The organism is Streptomyces musisoli, from assembly GCF_016741855.1.
GTDB classification, from domain to species: Bacteria; Actinomycetota; Actinomycetes; order Streptomycetales; family Streptomycetaceae; genus Streptomyces; species Streptomyces musisoli.
This window is the reverse complement of record NZ_JAERRH010000021.1, coordinates 82,389-101,041: the sequence shown is the minus strand read 5'-3', so window position 1 is coordinate 101,041 and position 18,653 is coordinate 82,389. Positions and strand designations below refer to the sequence as shown.

General features: G+C 72.0%; 14 protein-coding genes. 8 read left to right on the top strand and 6 right to left on the bottom strand.

Annotated elements, in window-relative coordinates:
• Positions 1-133: 133 nt before the first annotated feature.
• From JK361_RS34440 to metG, 4 genes are all read left to right on the top strand, one after another.
• On the top strand, positions 134-1,090 hold the full coding sequence (locus JK361_RS34440) for an endonuclease/exonuclease/phosphatase family protein (protein WP_201825911.1): 957 nt from the start codon (positions 134-136) through the stop codon (positions 1,088-1,090).
• 145 nt (positions 1,091-1,235) lie between these two features.
• Positions 1,236-3,179 carry an FUSC family protein gene (locus JK361_RS34435; protein WP_201825909.1) on the top strand — a complete coding sequence of 648 codons (1,944 nt, stop codon included), beginning with the start codon at positions 1,236-1,238 and terminating at the stop codon, positions 3,177-3,179.
• Positions 3,180-3,982: 803 nt separating this feature from the next.
• Complete coding sequence (locus JK361_RS34430; RefSeq protein ID WP_307787386.1) at positions 3,983-5,533, top strand: VWA domain-containing protein; 1,551 nt, start codon at positions 3,983-3,985, stop codon at positions 5,531-5,533.
• A gap of 161 nt (positions 5,534-5,694) precedes the next feature.
• Complete coding sequence (gene metG, locus JK361_RS34425; protein WP_201825905.1) at positions 5,695-7,410, top strand: methionine--tRNA ligase; 1,716 nt, start codon at positions 5,695-5,697, stop codon at positions 7,408-7,410.
• 59 nt (positions 7,411-7,469) lie between these two features.
• Here metG and JK361_RS34420 read toward each other — a convergent pair whose 3' ends face one another.
• Positions 7,470-7,694 (bottom strand): DUF397 domain-containing protein, encoded by a 225-nt coding sequence (locus JK361_RS34420; RefSeq protein ID WP_201825903.1) that lies wholly within the window; start codon positions 7,692-7,694, stop codon positions 7,470-7,472.
• The gene (locus JK361_RS34415) at positions 7,691-8,566 is read right to left on the bottom strand and encodes a helix-turn-helix domain-containing protein (protein ID WP_201825901.1); all 876 of its coding nucleotides are present in this window, start codon (positions 8,564-8,566) and stop codon (positions 7,691-7,693) included. The genes JK361_RS34420 and JK361_RS34415 overlap by 4 nt, the downstream gene beginning before the upstream one ends.
• Positions 8,567-9,012: 446 nt before the next feature.
• On the opposite strand from JK361_RS34415, the gene JK361_RS34410 reads away from it, so the two are divergent.
• Positions 9,013-9,912: a helix-turn-helix domain-containing protein gene (locus JK361_RS34410; RefSeq protein ID WP_201825899.1), complete on the top strand. Its 900-nt coding sequence runs from the start codon at positions 9,013-9,015 to the stop codon at positions 9,910-9,912.
• 49 nt (positions 9,913-9,961) lie between these two features.
• On the opposite strand, the gene JK361_RS34405 is transcribed toward JK361_RS34410, so the two are convergent.
• A complete protein-coding gene (locus tag JK361_RS34405) occupies positions 9,962-10,309 on the bottom strand; it encodes a DoxX family protein (protein ID WP_201825897.1) in 348 nt (115 codons plus the stop codon).
• 93 nt (positions 10,310-10,402) lie between these two features.
• Between JK361_RS34405 and JK361_RS34400 the strand changes: the two genes are divergently transcribed.
• Positions 10,403-11,101: a nucleotidyl transferase AbiEii/AbiGii toxin family protein gene (locus JK361_RS34400; protein ID WP_201825895.1), complete on the top strand. Its 699-nt coding sequence runs from the start codon at positions 10,403-10,405 to the stop codon at positions 11,099-11,101.
• A 213-nt stretch (positions 11,102-11,314) separates the two neighbouring features.
• On the opposite strand, the gene aspS is transcribed toward JK361_RS34400, so the two are convergent.
• Positions 11,315-13,078, bottom strand: a complete 1,764-nt coding sequence (aspS, locus tag JK361_RS34395; RefSeq protein WP_201825893.1) for an aspartate--tRNA ligase — start codon at positions 13,076-13,078, stop codon at positions 11,315-11,317.
• Positions 13,079-13,304: 226 nt separating this feature from the next.
• Between aspS and JK361_RS34390 the strand changes: the two genes are divergently transcribed.
• Positions 13,305-15,470: a SpoIIE family protein phosphatase gene (locus JK361_RS34390; protein ID WP_201825891.1), complete on the top strand. Its 2,166-nt coding sequence runs from the start codon at positions 13,305-13,307 to the stop codon at positions 15,468-15,470.
• 144 nt (positions 15,471-15,614) lie between these two features.
• On the opposite strand, the gene JK361_RS34385 is transcribed toward JK361_RS34390, so the two are convergent.
• Entirely contained in the window at positions 15,615-16,691 is a 1,077-nt protein-coding gene (locus JK361_RS34385) for an AI-2E family transporter (RefSeq protein WP_201825889.1), read from the bottom strand.
• A gap of 178 nt (positions 16,692-16,869) precedes the next feature.
• Here JK361_RS34385 and JK361_RS34380 point away from each other — a divergent pair, with 178 nt between their 5' ends.
• On the top strand, positions 16,870-17,460 hold the full coding sequence (locus tag JK361_RS34380; RefSeq protein WP_201825887.1) for a GNAT family N-acetyltransferase: 591 nt from the start codon (positions 16,870-16,872) through the stop codon (positions 17,458-17,460).
• An 18-nt stretch (positions 17,461-17,478) separates the two neighbouring features.
• Here the strand turns inward: JK361_RS34380 and JK361_RS34375 are convergent, their stop codons facing one another.
• The gene (locus JK361_RS34375; RefSeq protein WP_201825885.1) at positions 17,479-18,450 is read right to left on the bottom strand and encodes a pirin family protein; all 972 of its coding nucleotides are present in this window, start codon (positions 18,448-18,450) and stop codon (positions 17,479-17,481) included.
• Positions 18,451-18,653: the final 203 nt, after the last annotated feature.

Genomic DNA, 18,653 nt, shown 5'->3' with positions numbered 1-18,653 from the left:
CGGCTGGACGGCTGATCGCGCTCGGCACCGAAGGCGCCACCCACCTGCCCCCATCCGGAACACTCCCGGGAGTTCAACCGGGCGCCGGGGGATTTCCTGGCGCGGCTGGACGGCTGATCGTAGGCTCGGTCCCGTGAACCGGCACCGCGGACGCAGGCTCGGCGCCTGGTGCGCCGGACTGCTGCTCGCCGGGGTGAGCGTGGTCGTCGGCTGCCGGGCCGCCGACACCGACGGCATCACCCCCGTGCCCCAGTTCCTCGCCTTCCTGCCCTGGCTGCTCGCACCCGCCGGCTTCGCCCTGCTGTGCGCGCTGCTCGCCCGCTGGTGGCCGGGGGTGGTGTGGGCCGTCGCCGTCCTCGGCCTGCTCGCCTGGTACCTGGAGCCGTACGGCGGCACCGGCGAGCCCGACGGCCCGCCCCTCGCCGCGCTCCGCGTGCTGACCTCGAACGTCGAGTTCGGCCGCGGCACCCCCGCCCTGCTCCGGGTGGTGCGGGACCGGCATCCGGACGTGGTCTTCGTCCAGGAGTGCGAGCCGGGGTGCCGGGCCCTGCTGGAACGCGAGGCCGCGGACGCCTACCCGTACCGCCGGGCCGTCACGGCGGACGGCTCCAAGGGCTCCCTCATCCTCAGCCGCTTCCCGCTGACCCCGGCCGCGGGTGTCGCCGGCACCATGGGCATGCCCGGTGCGGTGGCCGACGTCCGCGGCCACCCCGTGCGCCTCCAGCTGGCCCACCCCATGCCGCCGCTGCCGGACCAGGTCGGCCTGTGGCGCCGCGAACTCGGCCGGCTCCGTGCCTTCGCCGCCGCCGGACCCGACACCCCGACCGTCCTGGCCGGCGACTTCAACGCCTCCCAGGACCACGCGGCCTTCCGGCACATCCTCGACACCGGCCTGTCCGACGCCGCCCGCCTCGCCGGCCACGACCGCACGCCGAGCTGGCCCGCCCGCACCGCCTCCGTCACCGGCGCCCAGATCGACCACGTCCTGGTCTCCCCGGACTTCACCGTCACCGGCGCCCGCTTCCTGCGCCTGTCCGGCACCGACCACCGCGCCCTCCTGACCGACCTCATGCTGCACGGGCGGAAGTGACGGCGGGCACCGGCACCGCGGGAAAGTACCCCGCCGACACACACCACGGAAAAGGGCCCCGGCAACGGACACCACGGGAAAGGGCCCCGGCGGCGGACCGGCCCCCACCTCGGGCCGACCATCTCAAACCGGCCATAATGGGCGCATGCTCCGAGAGTTCCCCATCGGCCTCACCCCGCCCGACTGGCTGGTCCGGAACCTCAAGCCCCAACAGGCACCCGTCAACCGGTCCGCCATGGCCCGCGCCTCCGTCGCCATGGCCCTGCCCCTGGCGATCGGCCTCGCCGCCGGCCGCCCGTCCTACGGCGCCCTCGCCTCCATGGGCGCCCTGTCCGGTGTCATCGGCGACACCGCCGACGCCTACCGCATGCGCATCCTCAACATCGCCGTCCCCCAGCTGTTCGGCGCGATCGGCGTGACCCTGGGCACGCTGGTGTACGGCCACGGCTGGTACGCGGTGGCCGCGGTCACCGGCGTCGCCCTGATCTCCGGCATGATCTCGACGATCGGCGCGGTGGCCTCGGTCTCGGGCCTGCTCCTGCTCCTCAACTGCGTGGTGGGCGCGGGCCTCCCGCTGCCGTCCCCCTGGTGGCTGGCCCCCGTTCTGATGACCGGCGGCGGCCTGCTGGTCCTCCTGCTGGCCCTGCTGTCCTGGCCGCTGCGCGCGGGCGTCCCCGAGCGGACGGCGGTCGCGGCCGCCTACCGCACGGTCGCCGACCTGCTCGCCACCGCCGGCACGGACCGCACCGGGGAGTACGAGGAGGCCCGGCGCACCGTCACCCAGTCCCTGAACCAGGCGTACGACCTGATCCTGGCCCGGCGCGCCCGCCACCACGGCCGCAGCCCCGAACTCACCAGGATGCTGGCCCGGTTGAACGCCATCACCCCGGTGATCGAGGCGGCGCCCGCGGCCCACCTGGCGGCCCGGCCGCTCCCGCCCGAGGTCCCCGAGGCGCTCCGCCGGCTGGCTCGCGCCGTGGAGACGGACGACGCGTCCCCGCCGCCCCTCCGCCTCCCCGTGCCCACCACGGAGACGGCCCGGGCGGTGGACCACGCCCTGCGCCACACGGCCGAGGTCGTCACCGCGCCCGACGTGGACCCCCGGGGCATCGACGACCGCCTGGGCCGGCCGGCCGCGCTCGGCATCCGCACGGCCCGCGCCGCACGCAACGTAGTCCTGTCCGCCAACTCCTGGCGCTACGGCGTACGGCTCGCGGTCTGCATCGGCATCGCCCAGTCCCTGGTCTCCCTCGTCCCCGTGGCCCGCTCCTACTGGGTCGCGCTGACCGTCACCTTCATCCTCAAGCCGGACTTCGGGTCGGTCTTCTCCCGCGCCCTCCTGCGCGCCCTGGGCACGGTGGCCGGTCTGGTGGTGGCGGCCGTGGTCCTGGCCGAGGTCCCGCTGGGCTGGTGGGACGTCCCGGTGCTCTTCCTCCTGGCCCCGCTCGTCCCGGCCCTCACCCCGCGGGGCTACGGCTTCCAGACGGCGGCCATCACCCCGGTGATCCTCCTCCTCTCCGACATCCTCAACCACCAGGGCACGGCGCTGCTGCTGCCGCGGCTGAACGACTCACTCCTGGGCTGCGCGATCGTGCTGACCGCCGGGTACCTCCTGTGGCCGGAGAGCTGGCACACCCGCGTCGGCGACCGGCTGGCCGACGCGGTGGCCGACACGGCGGCCTACGTCGAGGCGGCGTTCGGCGCCGGCACCGACCCGTCCGCCCGGGCCCGCATGCGCCGCCGCCTCTACCGCGACCTGTCCGTCATCCGGACGGAATTCCAGCGGGCCCTGACCGAGCCGCCGCCGACCGGCCGGCGCGCCGCCGCGTGGTGGCCGCTGGTCGTCGCGGTGGAACGCATCGTGGACGCCACGACGGCGGCCCGCGTCCGCGTCCGCCACGGGGCGCCGGCCCCCTCCGCCGGCGAGATCGGCCAGGTCACCCTCCAGCTCCGCGAGCTGTCCGAGGGCGTCCGCACTTCACAGACCCTGATCGCCGTCCGCACCGACCTCACCGGCCCGGCGGGCAGCGTCCTGGAACCACTGCGCCAGGAGGTCGCGGCGGCCCGCGCCATCACGTCCCCGCACTGACGGACACCAGCGGCCCGCGCCACACCGTGCACCCACACCGGCCGGTCCCGGCGGCCCACGCGATCACGTCCCCGCACCGACAGGCGACGGCGGCCGCACCACGTCGTTCTCCCCCACCGGCCGGTCGCGGCGGCCCTTGCGATCACGTACCCGTACTGACGCGGTGCCGTGACCCGGGGCCGCTAACCTTACGTGTCCGTCCTGGCCAGCGATTGACGGGTTACAACCTCACGCGAAGGGTTGCGCACATGGGCATTCTCACTCTCCTGCGAAACGCATTCGGCCGCTCACGCAAGTCACGAGCCACCGAGGCGGAGGGTGCGGATCTGACCCCCGCGCAGACCCCGCCGACGGCCGCCGCACAGACCCCGCCCACGACTGAGCCGACGGCCCCGTCCGTCCCCGAGCCCCGCCAGTCCTCCGCGGAGGAAAGCGAACTGGACGAGCACGAACTGGTGGCAGCGGCCTTCGACAACGTCAAGGTCCCCCACCAGCCGGAGCAGCCGGAGAACAAGGCCGAGAAGGCCGAAGAGCCGACCCCTGCGACACCGGAGCCCGCGGCCCAGGCCGAGCCCGAGGCCGAGGAGCGGGGCGAGCCTGAGGCCAAGACCGAGGAAGCGCCTGCGACGGAGCCCACGGCCGAGGAAACCACTCCCGCCAAGCCGAAGGCGGAGCAGACCGACCCGGAACCGGAACCGGAGACGAGCGCAACCGAGGACAGCCGTCAGCCGGCGCCGGCCGAGGACGAGCCGGAGCCCGAGCAGAAACAGACCACGCCCGCAACGACGCCGGAGCCGGAGCGGATCACGCCTGCCGGGCCCGGTACGGCCACGGAACCGGAGCCGGTCACCGCTGAGGCGGAAGACAAGGCGACCGAAACGCAGACGGATGCTGCGGCGGCCCCGGAAGCCGAAGCAACGACCGAACCGGAGCCGAAGGCCGAGGCCAAGGCGACGACTGAGCCGGAAGCCGAAACCGAGACGGTGACCGAACCGGAGCCGGAGCCGGAGGCCGAGCCGAAGGCCGAGGCCAAGACGACGACCGAGCCGGAAGCCGAGACGGTGACTGAGCCGGAGCCGGAGACGCCCACCGAGCCGAAGCCCCAGGCCGAAGCGACGGCTGAGCCGGAGCCGACGGCTGAGCCGGCGGCAGGGCCGGTCGGTGCGAAGGCGACCGCGGAAGCGGAAGCTGTCGCGGAGGCGGAGGCTGTCGTTGCAGCGGAGGCCGTCGTTGTGGAGACGGCCGAGCCGGGAGCGGTGACCGATCCCGGTCCGGACACGGAGCGCGAAGCGGAAGCCGAAGCGGCTGACGAAGCAGAAGCGGAAGCCGAAGCGGCTGACGAAGCAGAAGCAGCAGCCGAAGCGGCTGGCGAAGCAGAAGCCGAAGCCCATGCGGCTGGCGAAGCAGAAGCCGAAACGGCTGGCGAAGTGGAAGCCGAGGTTGCGGGCGAAGCGGCAGCGGAGTCGACGGTCGACGAGACGTCCGCCGACCCGCAGGCCGCCTACGGCGAGGACGCCCCACAGGGGCCACCCGCACTCGACGACGAGACCCGCACGGGTGGTGCGGGTGGGAACACGGACGCCGAAGGCGAAGCCGAGGCGGAGGCACCCGAAGGCGAAGCCGAGGCACCCGGCGAGGCTCCGCAGGACAACGCACCGCAGCCCACCCCCCTCAAGCCCGCCACCTCACTCGCCAAGCTCAAGTCCCGCACCCCCGCCCTCACCACCGCCTACAAGGCCGCCACGACCGCCCTCGGCAAAACCGACCTCACCGGCACCCGAGCGAAGCTCTACCTCGTGCTGGACCGCTCCGCGAGCATGCGCCCGTACTACAAGGACGGCTCCGCCCAGGCCCTCGCCGACCAGACCCTCGCTCTCGCCGCCCACCTCGACCCCGAGGCCACGGTCCACGTCGTCTTCTTCTCCACGGAGATCGACGGCACCACCGACCTCACCCTCACTCCCGACCACGAAACCAAGATCGACGACGTGCACGCCGGTCTCGGCCGCATGGGCCGTACCAGCTACCACGCCGCCGTGGAAGCCGTACTCGGCCACTACGACAAGCACCACGCGGCCACCACGGACCCCCGCACCCCCGCCCTCGTGGTCTTCCAGACGGACGGCGCCCCGGACGCCAAGACCCCCGCGACCCAGGCCCTCACCGCGGCGGCGGAATCCCACCCCGGCGTCTTCTTCTCCTTCGTCGCCTTCGGTGACCACGACAACAAGGCCTTCGACTACCTCCGCAAGCTGAAGACCGCCAACACGTCCTTCTTCCACGCGGGCCCCACCCCCCGCGAGCTGACGGACACCGAGCTGTACGAGGGCGTCCTCACCGACTGGCGCCCGTGAGCCCCCGGCGCACCCGCGCCCGGCCCCCGCACAGTCACCCTCGGTGACCCCCTGGCCGCCCCTTCCCACCCTGCAAAACGGGAAGCGGGCGGCCCACCCGTGTCGGCTACGATTTCAAGGTTCGAAACCGCAGAAAACGCAGCGACCTGGGAGCAGCCACGATGGCTCGACACCTCATCACCAGCGCCCTTCCGTACATCAACGGGATCAAGCACCTGGGCAACATGGTGGGGTCCATGCTCCCGGCGGACGTGTACTCCCGGTACCTCCGCCAGCGCGGTCACGACGTCCTCTACATCTGCGCGACGGACGAGCACGGCACCCCCGCCGAGCTGGCCGCCAAGGAGCAGGGGCTGCCCGTGGCGGAGTTCTGCGCGCAGGCGCACGACGCCCAGAAGGCGGTCTACGACGGCTTCGCACTCGCGTTCGACTACTTCGGCCGCAGCTCCAGCCCGGAGAACGTCGAGATCACCCAGCACTTCGCCCGCCGGCTGAACGAGAACGGCTTCATCGAGGAGCGGGCGATCCGCCAGGTGTACTCGCCCGCCGACGGCCGCTTCCTGCCGGACCGCTATGTCGAGGGCACCTGCCCGCACTGCGGCTACGACAAGGCCCGCGGCGACCAGTGCGAGAACTGCACGCGCGTGCTGGACCCGACCGACCTGATCAACCCGCGCTCGGCGATCTCCGGCTCCACGGACCTGGAGGTCCGCGAGACCAAGCACCTCTTCCTGCTCCAGTCCAAGCTCCAGCACGAGGTCGAGGCGTGGGTCGCCCGGCACGAGGACGACTGGCCGCAGCTCGCCTCCTCCATCGCCCGCAAGTGGCTGAACGAGGGCCTGCACGACCGGGCGATCACCCGCGACCTGGACTGGGGCGTCCCGGTCCCGGCGGACACCTGGCCGGAGCTGGCCGCCGAGGGCAAGGTCTTCTACGTCTGGTTCGACGCCCCGATCGAGTACATCGGCGCGACGAAGGAGTGGGCCGACCAGGACCCGGCCAACCGCGACTGGAAGTCCTGGTGGTACGAGGCGGACGACACCGTCCGCTACACCGAGTTCATGGCCAAGGACAACGTCCCCTTCCACACCGTGATGTTCCCGGCCACCGAGCTGGGCGTGCGCGAGCCGTGGAAGAAGGTCGACTACGTCAAGGCGTTCAACTGGCTGACGTACTACGGCGGCAAGTTCTCCACCTCGCAGAAGCGGGGCGTCTTCACCGACCAGGCCCTGGCCATCCTGCCCGCCGACTACTGGCGCTACTTCCTGATCGCCAACGCCCCCGAGTCGGACGACTCGTCCTTCACCTGGGAGCACTTCACCGCCACGGTGAACAAGGACCTGGCCGACACCCTCGGCAACTTCGTCAACCGCGTGCTGTCCTTCAGCAAGAAGCGCTTCGGCGAGGAGGTCCCGGCCGGCGGTGAGCCCGGCGAGGCGGAGGCGAAGCTCGGCGAGGAGATCGCGGCGCTCCTCGCGGAGTACGAGTCGCACATGGAGGCCCTCCAGTTCCGCAAGGCCGCCGCGGCCCTGCGCGCCCTGTGGTCGGCCGGCAACTCCTACCTGGAGGAGAAGGCCCCCTGGCTGGAGATCAAGACGAACAAGGAGGGCGCGGCCCTCACCCTGCGTACGGCGATGAACCTCATCCACCTGTACGCGGTGGTCTCCGAGCCGTTCATCCCGGCGACGGCCAAGGTCATGCGCGAGGCGTTCGCCCTGCCGCAGGACACCGCCACCTGGGTCACCGCCGAGGAGGCGAAGGCCCTGGCCTCCGTCCCGTCCGGCACTCCGTTCACGGTCCCGCCGGTCCTGTTCGCCAAGCTGACGGACGAGGACCTGGAGACGTACAAGGAGCGCTTCGGCGGCGAAGAGGGCTGACCCGTCTTCTGAGCCCTACGCCAGTGCCCCGCGCCCGGTGAAACCAGGTGCGGGGTACGTCAGTCGAGGGGCCGGTTGCCGGACGCGTACGCAACGAAGCCCGCCCACGCCTCCGGCGTGAGGGCCAGGAGGGGGCTGGTGTCCCGGTACTTGGAGTCGCGGACGTGGATGGTGCCGGGGGTGGTGGCGACCTCGACGCAGGAGTCGCCTTCGTTGCCGTCGCTGTAGCTGCTCTTGAACCACACCGGTTCGGAGGCGTCCCCGGCGGAGGCCTTACGGATCATGTTTCTCCCAGCAGTTGTTCGATGAAGGCCAGCGACTCCCCCGGCGGGAGGGCCTGCGCCCGGATGGTGCCATAGCGCAGCTCAAGGATGCGGAGGTGCCTCGGGTCCGAGATCGGCCGCCCGTTGAACGCACCATCTGACCGTCCCACGGCCGTTCCGTCCTCGAACTTCAGCATCTCGATCTTGCCGTCCAGGCCCGGGTGGATCTCCCGGTGTGTCGGCATCACCTGGAGAGCGACGTTACGCAACCGCCCCACCTCCAACAGACGTTCGAGCTGCTGCCGCCACGCCATTGTGCCCCCGAGCGGTCGCCGGAGCGGCGCCTCTTCCAGGACGAAGCTGATTGCAGGGGCGGGGTCCCGATCGAAGATCGACTGCCGAGCCATGCGAGCGGCCACCATCCGCTCGACCTCCTCCTCCGAGTACGGAGGTTGCCTTGACTCGAAAGCTGCCCTGGCGTGCTCAGGTGTCTGCAACAGCCCGCTGATGCTGTGGCACACGTACACCCCGATCTCGACCGCCCGCGCCTCCATCTGGGCCAGGTCCCGCACCTTCTTCGGGTACCGGACCTTCGCCACATCGTCCTTCATAGCGGCGAGCAACCCACCCGCCCCCAACACCTCATCCGCCCTGTCCAGATACTCCGGCCGGGGAATCCGCTTCCCGCTCTCGATCTTGTAGACGAGATCCTCGCCGTACCCCACGGCCTTACCGAAGTCACCGGCCCGCATGCCCACGGCCTCACGCCGCAGCTTCAACTGCCGCCCCACGGTGGTGACCACCGCCACGCCCCACTCGTCGTCCGGGTCCACCTCCCACCCCGGCTCGTCAGCCTCGGTCCTGAGCCGCCGCACCTCGCCGTCCACCGTCATGCGCGCCCCTCCGTCGTACCGCCTCGCACCAGCCACGCCTCACCCGCGCACGGCTCCGGCAGTCCGGCCAACAACCGGAAAGTCACCGCACGCAAGCGCAGCGTCACTCTTCACGGTAGGCGCACCGGCCACGCTGAGTGACAAGAACCGGAAACTCGACGGTATGGGCCGTCACCGGAGCCTGAACCCCCACTCCCCGGTCCGGCCTGCGCTCCCTATGCACCACCCACTGGGGAGAAAGCACCCGACCAAGCCCCACCCCCTCCCTCCCACCGGGCAAACTCACTCCCGCGAGTGAATATGCCCGACTGGGCTGGATCTGGGCCCGGTTGGCTGCCCTACGCTCAGCGCCAGCAGCACACGACAACCCCAGACATGCGACGGCCCTCGCCGGGACTGGCATCCCAGTGCGAGGGCCTGACCACCGAGGAAGAGAGCACTTCCCGATGGATACCAAAAACACTAGCGCGCCCCCGCGCGCCCAGTCCCGGGTCCCGGGCAAAAACCACCCCTCCGGGCAGCCGACCGCCGGCGTCACCCACGACCACGTCCGCCACACCGAGAACTTCACGGTGATCGGCAACGACCTGACCCAGCACCCGGAGTTGTCCCTGCTCGCCATCGGACTGGCCTGCTACATCCAGTCCGTGCGGCCCGGCACCGCCGTCGACATCAAGACGCTCGCCGCCCGCTTTCCCGAGGGCCCGACCCGTATCGCCGCCGCCCTGCGCGAACTCGAAGCGCACGGCTACCTGCGCCGCACCCGCGAGCGCACCCCGACCGGCCGGATCGTCACCCACACGGTCTCCTGCAACAGGCCCGGCCACCGCGCCGCCGCCCGCGAGACGACCACCCGCAGGGCCGCCCGACGCACCGCCCCCGACGAGCCCGCGACACGCAAACGCCTCCCCACCGTCCCCCAGCCGTCGTACCCCGCGCCCGCCCTCCTCCGGACAGCCGTCGACGTCCTCGCCGGCCTGCGCCGCCACGACCCCCGCCTGATCCTCTCCGCGACCGACGCCGAACATCTCGCCCCCGGCGTCGCCGCCTGGCTGGAGCGGGACCTCACCCCTTCCGCCGTACGCCACGCGCTGACCGCGAACCTGCCGAACGAACCCCTGATCCGTCCGGCAGCCCTCCTCGCCCACCGCCTGACCGCGCAACTCCCGCCTGCGCCCCCGTTCCGCACGCCTGCCCAGCCACCGGCCGTCCGCCACCCGCTGCAGAACTGCGACGGCTGCGACCACGCCTTCCGCTCACCGGCCCCAGGGCTCTGCCCTGCCTGCTCCACCCGCTACGCCCAGGCGGAGAGCGATCCGGAGCATGAAGATCCGGAGGGGTTCTGAGCCCGGCAGATTGCGGGGCCGGCCGGAGGAAATTCTCCGGCCGGCCCGGTCAGGCGAGGTACCCGAGGACGAGGGCCCCGGCCACCGGTGCCGCGTAGACGAGCGGGAAGGGGATGTGCGAGTACCACCGCGCCCGCGCCACGGTGATCGCGGCGCCGAGGAAGTAGAGCACCAGCCCGCACCCGGCCAGCACCCCGATCACCGGCACGAACAGGCCGGCCACCAGTCCCAGGGCACCGGCGGCCTTGGCCAGCCCCAGCGGGGTCCACCACGACTTCGGCACCCGGTAGTCCTCGAGTGCCTGCACGATCCACTGCGCCCGCATCAGCAGCACGGTTCCGGAGAAACCGGCCATGAGCGCGGCGAGCAGGGTGACGATGATCTGGGCGGTACGCATGAGAGGCTCCCGTCGGGGTGTGCTCCGTGCTTCGGACACCTCCTTGAACCCCGACGTCGCGCATGTGTGACAGGAAGCCGGAAAAATCTTCCCGTGGACATCCCCGAACCCCATCGCCGGCTCCTCGCGGACGCCCTCCCGGCGGGCGGCCCGTACGGTCTGGTCCTGGCCGGCGGCTATGCCCTCCAGGCCCACGGCCTGCTCCTGCGTCCGCACGCCGACCTCGATCTCGCCACCGAGAGCGCCGAGAGCATGGAACACATCGCCGGCGCCCTCGCCGCGACGCTGGAGGCACGAGGGCGGCGCGTCCGGGCCGGGGACGTCGGCACGCTCACCGCGCGGCTGACGGTCACCGACCCGGCGAGCGGCGAGGCCAGTGCCCTCACGCTGCACAAGGAGGTCTTCTGGCAGTCGCCGGAGCTGACCGCGTACGGCCCGGCCCTCTCCCTGGAGGACGCCGTCGGTACGAAGATCCGGGCCCTGTACGACCGGGGCGCGGCCGTCGATCTCATCGACGCCCGGGCCGCCGCGGCCCGGTTCTCCCTGCCGGACCTGGAGGAACTGGGCCGCCGCCACGCCCACGACCCGTTCGACCTGCCCACCCTTCAGTCCCGGCTGACGGGCACGGACTTCTACTCCGACCGGGACTTCGTCCGGTACGGGCTGAGCGAGCAGGAGGTCACCGCCCTGCGCGCCTGGGCCCAGCACTGGTCCGACGACATCGCCGAGCGGCTTCTGGAGGACGGCGCGTCCCCGGACACCGACGTCGACGAGCAGGAACAGGACGACTGACCTGCGCCGTCAGGGGCGACGACGGTGGCGCCGCCGGCCACGATCACGGCACGACGGGTCGGCTCACGGTCTTCGCCGCCGGATGCACGAGTGGTGTCGGTCATGGGCCGGGACCGTAGGGACGCAAGCTGTCACCCGGCCCGGAGACGGCTGTGCGCGCCGATCGTCCAGAGCGAATCAGGACAGATCGGCGCGCACAGGCGGAGCTGCCGCCTACTTCGGCTGCGGCTTGCGGATGCTCAGGTGCAGCTCGCGCAGCCGCGCCTCCTCCAGCTCGGTCGGCGCGCCCATCATCAGGTCCTGGGCGTTGCCGTTGAGCGGGAAGGCGATCGTCTCGCGGATGTTGGGCTCGTCCGCGAGGAGCATGACGATGCGGTCCACACCCGGGGCGATGCCGCCGTGCGGCGGGGCGCCGAAGCGGAAGGCGCGCAGCATGCCGGCGAACTTCTCCTCGACGGTCTCCCGGTCGTAGCCCGCGATCTCGAACGCCTTGAGCATGATGTCCGGCTCGTGGTTCCGGATCGCGCCGGAGGACAGCTCGACGCCGTTGCAGACGATGTCGTACTGCCAGCCCAGGATGTCCAGCGGGTCCTGGGTCTCCAGGGCCTCAAGACCGCCCTGCGGCATGGAGAAGGGGTTGTGCGAGAAGTCGATCGCGCCGGTCTCCTCGTCCTTCTCGTACATCGGGAAGTCGACGATCCAGCAGAAGCGGAAGACGTTCTCCTCGAAGTGGCCGGCCCGCTTGGCGGCCTCGACGCGCACCGCGCCCATGATCTTGGAGACCTCGTCGAACTCGCCCGCGCCGAAGAAGACGGCGTGGCCGGCGGCCAGCGAGAGGCGCTTGGTCAGCTCGGCGACGTTCTCCTCGGTGAGGAACTTCGCGATCGGGCCGGACAGCGTGCCGTCCTCGCCGACGCGGACCCAGGCCAGGCCCTTGGCGCCCAGCGACACGGCGAAGTCACCGAGCTGGTCGAAGAACTTGCGCGGCTGGTCCTGGACCGCCGGGACCGGCAGCGCGCGCACGTGCTTGCCGGCGAACGCCTTGAACTCCGAGCCCTCGAAGACGTCGGTGATGTCCACCAGTTCCAGCTGGGCGCGCAGGTCCGGCTTGTCGGAGCCGTACTTGAGCATCGCCTCGCGGAACGGGATCCGCGGGAACGGGGACGTCACATGGCGGCCGTTGCCGAACTCCTCGAACAGCTCGGTCATCAGCTGCTCGATCGGCTGGAAGACGTCCTCCTGCTCGACGAAGCTCATCTCGACGTCGAGCTGGTAGAACTCGCCGGGCGAGCGGTCGGCGCGGGCGTCCTCGTCGCGGAAGCAGGGCGCGATCTGGAAGTAGCGGTCGAAGCCGGAGATCATCAGCAGCTGCTTGAACTGCTGCGGGGCCTGCGGCAGGGCGTAGAACTTGCCCGGGTTCAGCCGGGAGGGCACCACGAAGTCGCGGGCGCCCTCGGGCGAGGTGGCGGACAGGATCGGCGTCGCCATCTCGTTGAAGCCCAGCGCCGTCATCTTGTGCCGGATCGCCGAGATGACCGCAGTGCGCAGCATGATGTTGCGGTGCATGCGCTCGCGGCGCAGGTCCAGGAAGCGGTACTCCAGACGCCGCTCCTCGTTCACCCCGTCCTCGGCGTTGATCGTGAAGGGCAGGGGCTGCGCCGAACCGAGCAGCTCGACCTCGGCGACCTCGACCTCGATCTCGCCGGTGGGCAGGTCGGGGTTCACGTTCTCGGTTCCACGTGAAACAACGCGGCCGTCGATACGGACCGTGGACTCCTTGGAGATCTTGTCCAGGGCCTCGTACGCGGGCGTGCCGGGGCGGGCGACCAGCTGCGTGATGCCGTAGTGGTCGCGCAGATCGATGAAGAGGATGCCGCCCAGGTCGCGCCGATTGTGCAGCCAGCCACTCAGCCGGACGTCGGTGCCGACGTCAGAGGCGCGGAGCTGGCCGCAGGTGTGGGACCTGTACCGATGCATCGTCGTTCATCGTCCTTCGTGGTGGGGTTTCACCCTGCCGGCTCTGCGGACCGGCGGGAACGGGCACGGGGCCCGGACCCATCAAGGGTACCGGCCGGGCCAAGCTCGGCTCCCCACCATTTCCGTGGCCGGGCCCGGGCGTCGGAGATACCTACAACAGTGGCACCGACCCCATCAGATCTACTTACAGTGGCACTCACCTATCTGATCTTCATAAAGTGGGGCAATGCGCACAGGCGAGCCGCTGCCGTCCGTAGAGGACGTCCTCGGCGCCCTCGCGACCGGGCTGTGGCACTGGGACACCGCCACCGGGCTGGTCAGCGTGGACGCGGAGGCGGCGCGGCTGCTCGGTCTGCCCGCGGAACCGGCCACCCTCACGGAGTCCCGGACACGGGCCCGGCTGCATCCGGTCGACTGGAACGAGATCACCGGCGTGGTGCGGCTCGCGGTCGCCGAGAACACCCTCGCCGAGGTGCGCATCCGGGTCATGGACGGCGACGGCAGCATCCTGCGCGTCGTCCGCAGCCGGTCGAAGCCGTCCTACGACCCCGAGCGGCAGACCTACGAGCTGATCGGCACCCTCCAGGAGGTCACCGAGCCCACCCCGGGCACGGCGGCCGCGCGCAGCGCCGTCACCGGGGACTGGCGGCGCTCCCGGGAGGCGTTCCTGCTGGACGCGGGCCGCGCGCTCGCGGAGGCACGGTCCACGGCCGAGGTGCTGCGGGTGGTGGGCGGCCTGTCGATGCCGGGCTTCTCCCCCGACGGGCTCGTGGTGTTCGGGGTGGAGGGCGACCGGCTGACGATCACCGGCCAGCACGGACACCAGCCCGGCGACATGAACCCCTTCTCCCACATGCCGCTGGCCACCGACTATCCGGCCGCCGAGGTCGTCCGCACCGGCCGGGCCGTCTACCTGTCCTCCCCGCAGGAGTACAAGGACCGCTACCCGGTCACCTGGCCGCTCGCCCGGGTCTTCGGCCGCAGCTCCTGGGCGTTCCTGCCGCTGACCGTCGCCGGGCGCACGATGGGCACCTGGATGGCCGCCTTCACCTACCCGGTGGCCTTCACCCCCGACGAGCGCGCGGTCCTGACCACGGTCGCCCGGATGCTCGCCCAGGCACTGTCCCGGGCCGGTGCCGCCGAGTCCGAGCGAGAGCTGACGGAGGGCCTCCAGCGCTCCATGCTGCCGTCGCTGGGCCCCGAGATCCCCGGCATGCGGGTGGCCGCCCGGTACATCCCGACCGGCGGCGGACTCCAGGTCGGTGGCGACTGGTACGACATGATCCCGCTGCCCTCCGGTCGCTTCGCGCTGGTCATCGGGGACGTCCAGGGCCATGACGTCCGCGCGGCCGGGCTCATGGGCCAGCTGCGGATCGCGCTGCGCGCCTACGCCGCCGAGGGGCACCGCCCGGACGCCGTCCTGACCCGCGCCTCCCGGTTCCTGCACGGGGTCACGCACGCCACCGGCGACGACCCCCTGACCGACCTGCGCTTCGCGACCTGCCTGTACGCGGAGGCCGACCCGGCGACCGGCATGCTGGAGATCGCCCGCGCCGGGCACCCGGATCCGGTGATCCGGATGGCCGACGGCACGGTGATGATGCGGCCGACGACGGGCGGGCTGCCGCTGGGCATCGACCCGGACCCCGACTACCCGACGACCCGGTTCACCCTCGAACCCGGCGAGACGCTGATGCTGTGCACCGACGGCCTGATCGAGACCGGCGGGCACGACATGGAGAGCGGCTGGCGCAGGCTGCGCGCGATCCTGGAGGACCACCAGGGTGACCCGGAGACGCTGGCCGACGCGCTGGTGCAGGCGGTGCACGGGCCGTCCTCGCACCACACCACCGGCCCGCTGGCCGACCGCCGCGAGGACGACATCGCGCTGCTGCTGCTGTGCCGGCCGGGTGACGGCCGCGACTGCGGCTGCGGCGGCGCCGCCGCGGCGGTACGGCGCCCCGTGCGGCGCACCCTGCTGTCGGTGGCGCAGGACGAGCCGGACCGGATCGCCGAGGCCCGCCGGCACCTGCGCGAGCTGCTGCACGACTGGAACTCGGCCGAGCAGGTGGACTCGGCGGTGCTGCTGGTCTCCGAGATGGTCACCAACGTGCTGGTGCACACCGACGCCGACGCGCTGCTGCTCGCCGAGGTCACCGGCGAGGAGGCCGGGCGCCGGCTGCGGGTGGAGGTCTTCGACACCGGCGACGACCTGCCGCACAAGCGCCGCCCCGGCGAGCTGGCCTCCTCCGGCCGCGGCCTGATGCTGATCGGACTCCTCGCCGACACGTGGGGGGTGGACCCGCGGGGCGAGGGCAAGAGCATCTGGTTCGACCTCTGCGAACCGACGGACGCGCCGGAGGATGCGCAGCCGGTGCGGGACGGCGGATAGCCGGGCCGGGCGCGCGTTTCACAGGCGGCCAGGCGGTGCCGGGAGGGCGTCTCAGGCGGCACCGGGCGCGGCGGGCGACTCAGGCGGGCGGGCCGGGCCGGCAGGTGGTGGCAGACGGCGGGCAGGCAGTGCCGGGCGGGCGTTTCAAGGGGCGCGTGGGGTGTCGGGGGGCGCGTCGGCGGGCGGCTCGGCCGTTCCTCCGTACCGGCCCCGCAGCTCCGCTCCGACGCCGAAGGCCGCCGCGGTCAGCGGGACCGCGAGGAGCATGCCGAGGATGCCCGCGACGGAGGCGCCCGCGGTGATCGTCACCATCACCACGGCCGGGTGCATCTGCACGGTCCGGCTCTGGATCACCGGTTGCAGCACATGCCCCTCCAGCACCTGCACCGCGAGCACCACGCCGAGCGCCCACAGCGCGATCACGAAGCCCCGGTCGGCGAGCGCGACCAGCACGGCCACCGCCCCGGAGATGAAGGCGCCGAGGTAGGGGATGTAGGCGCCGACCAGGACGAGCGCGCCGAGCCCCACCGCGCCGGGCACCCGCAGGATCAGCAGGCCGACGGTGATGCACAGGGCGTCGATGAAGGCGATGAAGGTCGTCCCGCGCATGAACCCCTCCATCGCGGCGAAGGCCCGCCGGGCGATGGCCTCCAGCATGTCGGCGGTGCCGCCGGGCGCGAGGGAGCGCAGGGCCGCCAGGGCCCGATGGGAGTCGCGCAGGAAGAAGAAGACGAGCAGCAGCGCGAGCACGGCCATGGCGATGCCCTCGGCGACGACACTGACGCCGCTGATCACGTTGGACGCGGCCGTCGCGCCGAACTTGCCCAGCAGCTCGCGCGCTTTGCCGGCGAGGTCGTCCAGCCCGGTCCCGGCGGCCCCGAAGTGCCGCGCGATGCTCTGGGCGGCGCTCCGCAGCGAGGAGACGATCTGTCCTCCGGAGCCGACGAGCGCGGAGACGACGATGTAGAGGGCACCGCCGACGACGGCCACGACGGCGACACAGGTGAGCCCGGCCGCCAGCGACGGCCGCACCCCCACCCGCACCAGCCACCGGTACAGCGGGCCGAGCAGCGCGGTGCCGAGCAGGGCGAGCAGCACCGGCGTGACGGCCGTACGGAACTCCCCGCACAGCAGCACCCCGACCCAGCCCACCCCCGCGACGAGCAGCAGCACGACGCACCAGGCGGCGAGCCGGCGGACGGGTTCGGGCAACAGACGCACGAGCCCAGCCGATCACGACCGCCACCGGCTGTCCTGCGGCGCGAGGCCGGGCGGGTGAGGACCGGCCGCCGGCCGTCCGCGCGAGGCGACGCTGGTGGGGCGACGCTGGTAGGGCCCGGCTGCCGGTCGGCGGCAAGATGCGGTACGGGTGGGGCGCCGGCGGACGTACGGTCGGGTCATGGAGACAACCGCACAGGACCCGACGGTTCCGCCCGAGCCGGGGACCGTCGCCTACCGGCCGGCGCGCCCCGAGGACGGCGCGGCCATCGCGGCGCTCGACGGGTCGTTCACGACGGACTCGGTGTTCGAGGTGACCGCGACGCAGGAGGGTTTCCGCATCCGCGAGACCCCGGTACGACCGCCCCTCCACAAGGTCTTCCCCGCCGGGGACGACGAGGCGGACGGCGACGGCGACTTCGGCGGCTCCGGGCCGAGCCGCACGGTGGTCGCCGTCGACGGGGACGAGCTGTGCGGGTTCGTGACGGCCTCCTTCGAACCGTGGAACGCGCGTCTGACCGTCCGTGACATCGAGGTCGCGCCGGCGTGGCGGAACAAGGGAGTGGGGCGCGCCCTGATGAGTCACGCCGTCAACTTCGCGAAGGAGCACCGGGCGGAACACGTCTGGCTTGAGGTCAGCAACGTCAACGCGCCCGCCGTCCACGCCTACCTCCGGATGGGCTTCGCCTTCTGCGGGCTGGACACCTCGCTCTACGACGGCACGGAGTCCGCCGGCGAGCGGGCGCTCTTCATGGCCCGGCCGGTTCCCTGACCGGCCGGGCGCCGAAGGTCAGAGCCCGCCTTCCGTCATCCCGTGCACCGCCGGGATGCTGCCGAGGCGGCCCTTCTGGAAGTCCTCGAAGGCCTGCATCAGCTCTTCCTTGGTGTTCATGACGAACGGGCCGTAGTGGGCCATCGGCTCACGGATGGGCTGTCCGCCGAGGAGCACGACCTCCAGGTCCGGGGTGTGCGAGTCCTGCTTCTCGTCCGCGCGGACGGTCAGCGAGGACCCGGCACCGAAGACGGCGGTCTGGCCCGTGTGGACCGGGCGGCGGTCCGTACCGACGCTGCCGCGGCCCGCGAGGACGTACGCCAGGCCGTTGAAGTCCTGCCGCCACGGCAGGGTGATCTCCGCGCCCGGGGCGAGGGTCGCGTGGATCATCGTGATCGGCGTGTGCGTGATGCCGGGACCCTCGTGGCCGTCCAGCTCGCCCGCGATGACGCGCAGGAGCGCGCCGCCGTCGGGGGTGGTGAGCAGCTGGACCTGGCCACCCCGGATGTCCTGGTAGCGCGGGGCCATCATCTTGTCCTTGGCGGGGAGGTTCACCCACAGCTGGAGGCCGTGGAAGAGGCCGCCGGACACGACGAGGGACTCCGGCGGCGCCTCGATGTGCAGCAGGCCCGAGCCCGCGGTCATCCACTGGGTGTCACCGTTGGTGATGGTGCCGCCGCCGCCCTGGGAGTCCTGGTGGTCGAAGACGCCGTCGATGATGTAGGTGACGGTCTCGAAGCCGCGGTGCGGGTGCCACGGGGTGCCCTTGGGCTCGCCCGGCGCGTACTCCACCTCGCCCATCTGGTCCATCATGATGAACGGGTCGAGATGGCGGTAGTTGATCCCCGCGAACGCCCGGCGTACCGGGAAGCCCTCGCCCTCGAAACCGCTCGGGGCGGTCGTGACGGCGAGCACGGGGCGTGCCACGGCGTCGGCGGGAGCGGTCACGCGGGGCAGCGTCAACGGGTTCTCGACGGTCACTGCAGGCATGGTGGGTACCTCCTTGGTACGCCCACTTTAGTTGAGCGTTGAACTTCTTGCCACCTGTAACGGAAGAAGCCCGGAGGGAATTCCCTCCGGGCCCGATGTCCGGTGAAGCGATCAGAGGCGCCCGGCCTCACGCACGGCGCGGCGCCCGGCGCCGGCGGCGAGGTGTCGGTCGGGGTCACGCCGGAACAGTAGGGGTCGGGGTC

Bases quoted from the DNA above. Each gene is read 5' to 3' on its own strand.
- JK361_RS34410 (WP_201825899.1), top strand. From the start codon at position 9,013: ATGGATACCAAAAACACTAGCGCGCCCCCGCGCGCCCAGTCCCGGGTC.
- JK361_RS34375 (WP_201825885.1), bottom strand. From the start codon at position 18,450: ATGCCTGCAGTGACCGTCGAGAACCCGTTGACGCTGCCCCGCGTGACC.
- JK361_RS34435 (WP_201825909.1), top strand. From the start codon at position 1,236: ATGCTCCGAGAGTTCCCCATCGGCCTCACCCCGCCCGACTGGCTGGTC.
- metG (WP_201825905.1), top strand. From the start codon at position 5,695: ATGGCTCGACACCTCATCACCAGCGCCCTTCCGTACATCAACGGGATC.
- JK361_RS34390 (WP_201825891.1), top strand. From the start codon at position 13,305: ATGCGCACAGGCGAGCCGCTGCCGTCCGTAGAGGACGTCCTCGGCGCC.
- aspS (WP_201825893.1), bottom strand. From the start codon at position 13,078: ATGCATCGGTACAGGTCCCACACCTGCGGCCAGCTCCGCGCCTCTGAC.
- JK361_RS34415 (WP_201825901.1), bottom strand. From the start codon at position 8,566: ATGACGGTGGACGGCGAGGTGCGGCGGCTCAGGACCGAGGCTGACGAG.
- JK361_RS34380 (WP_201825887.1), top strand. From the start codon at position 16,870: ATGGAGACAACCGCACAGGACCCGACGGTTCCGCCCGAGCCGGGGACC.
- JK361_RS34405 (WP_201825897.1), bottom strand. From the start codon at position 10,309: ATGCGTACCGCCCAGATCATCGTCACCCTGCTCGCCGCGCTCATGGCC.
- JK361_RS34420 (WP_201825903.1), bottom strand. From the start codon at position 7,694: ATGATCCGTAAGGCCTCCGCCGGGGACGCCTCCGAACCGGTGTGGTTC.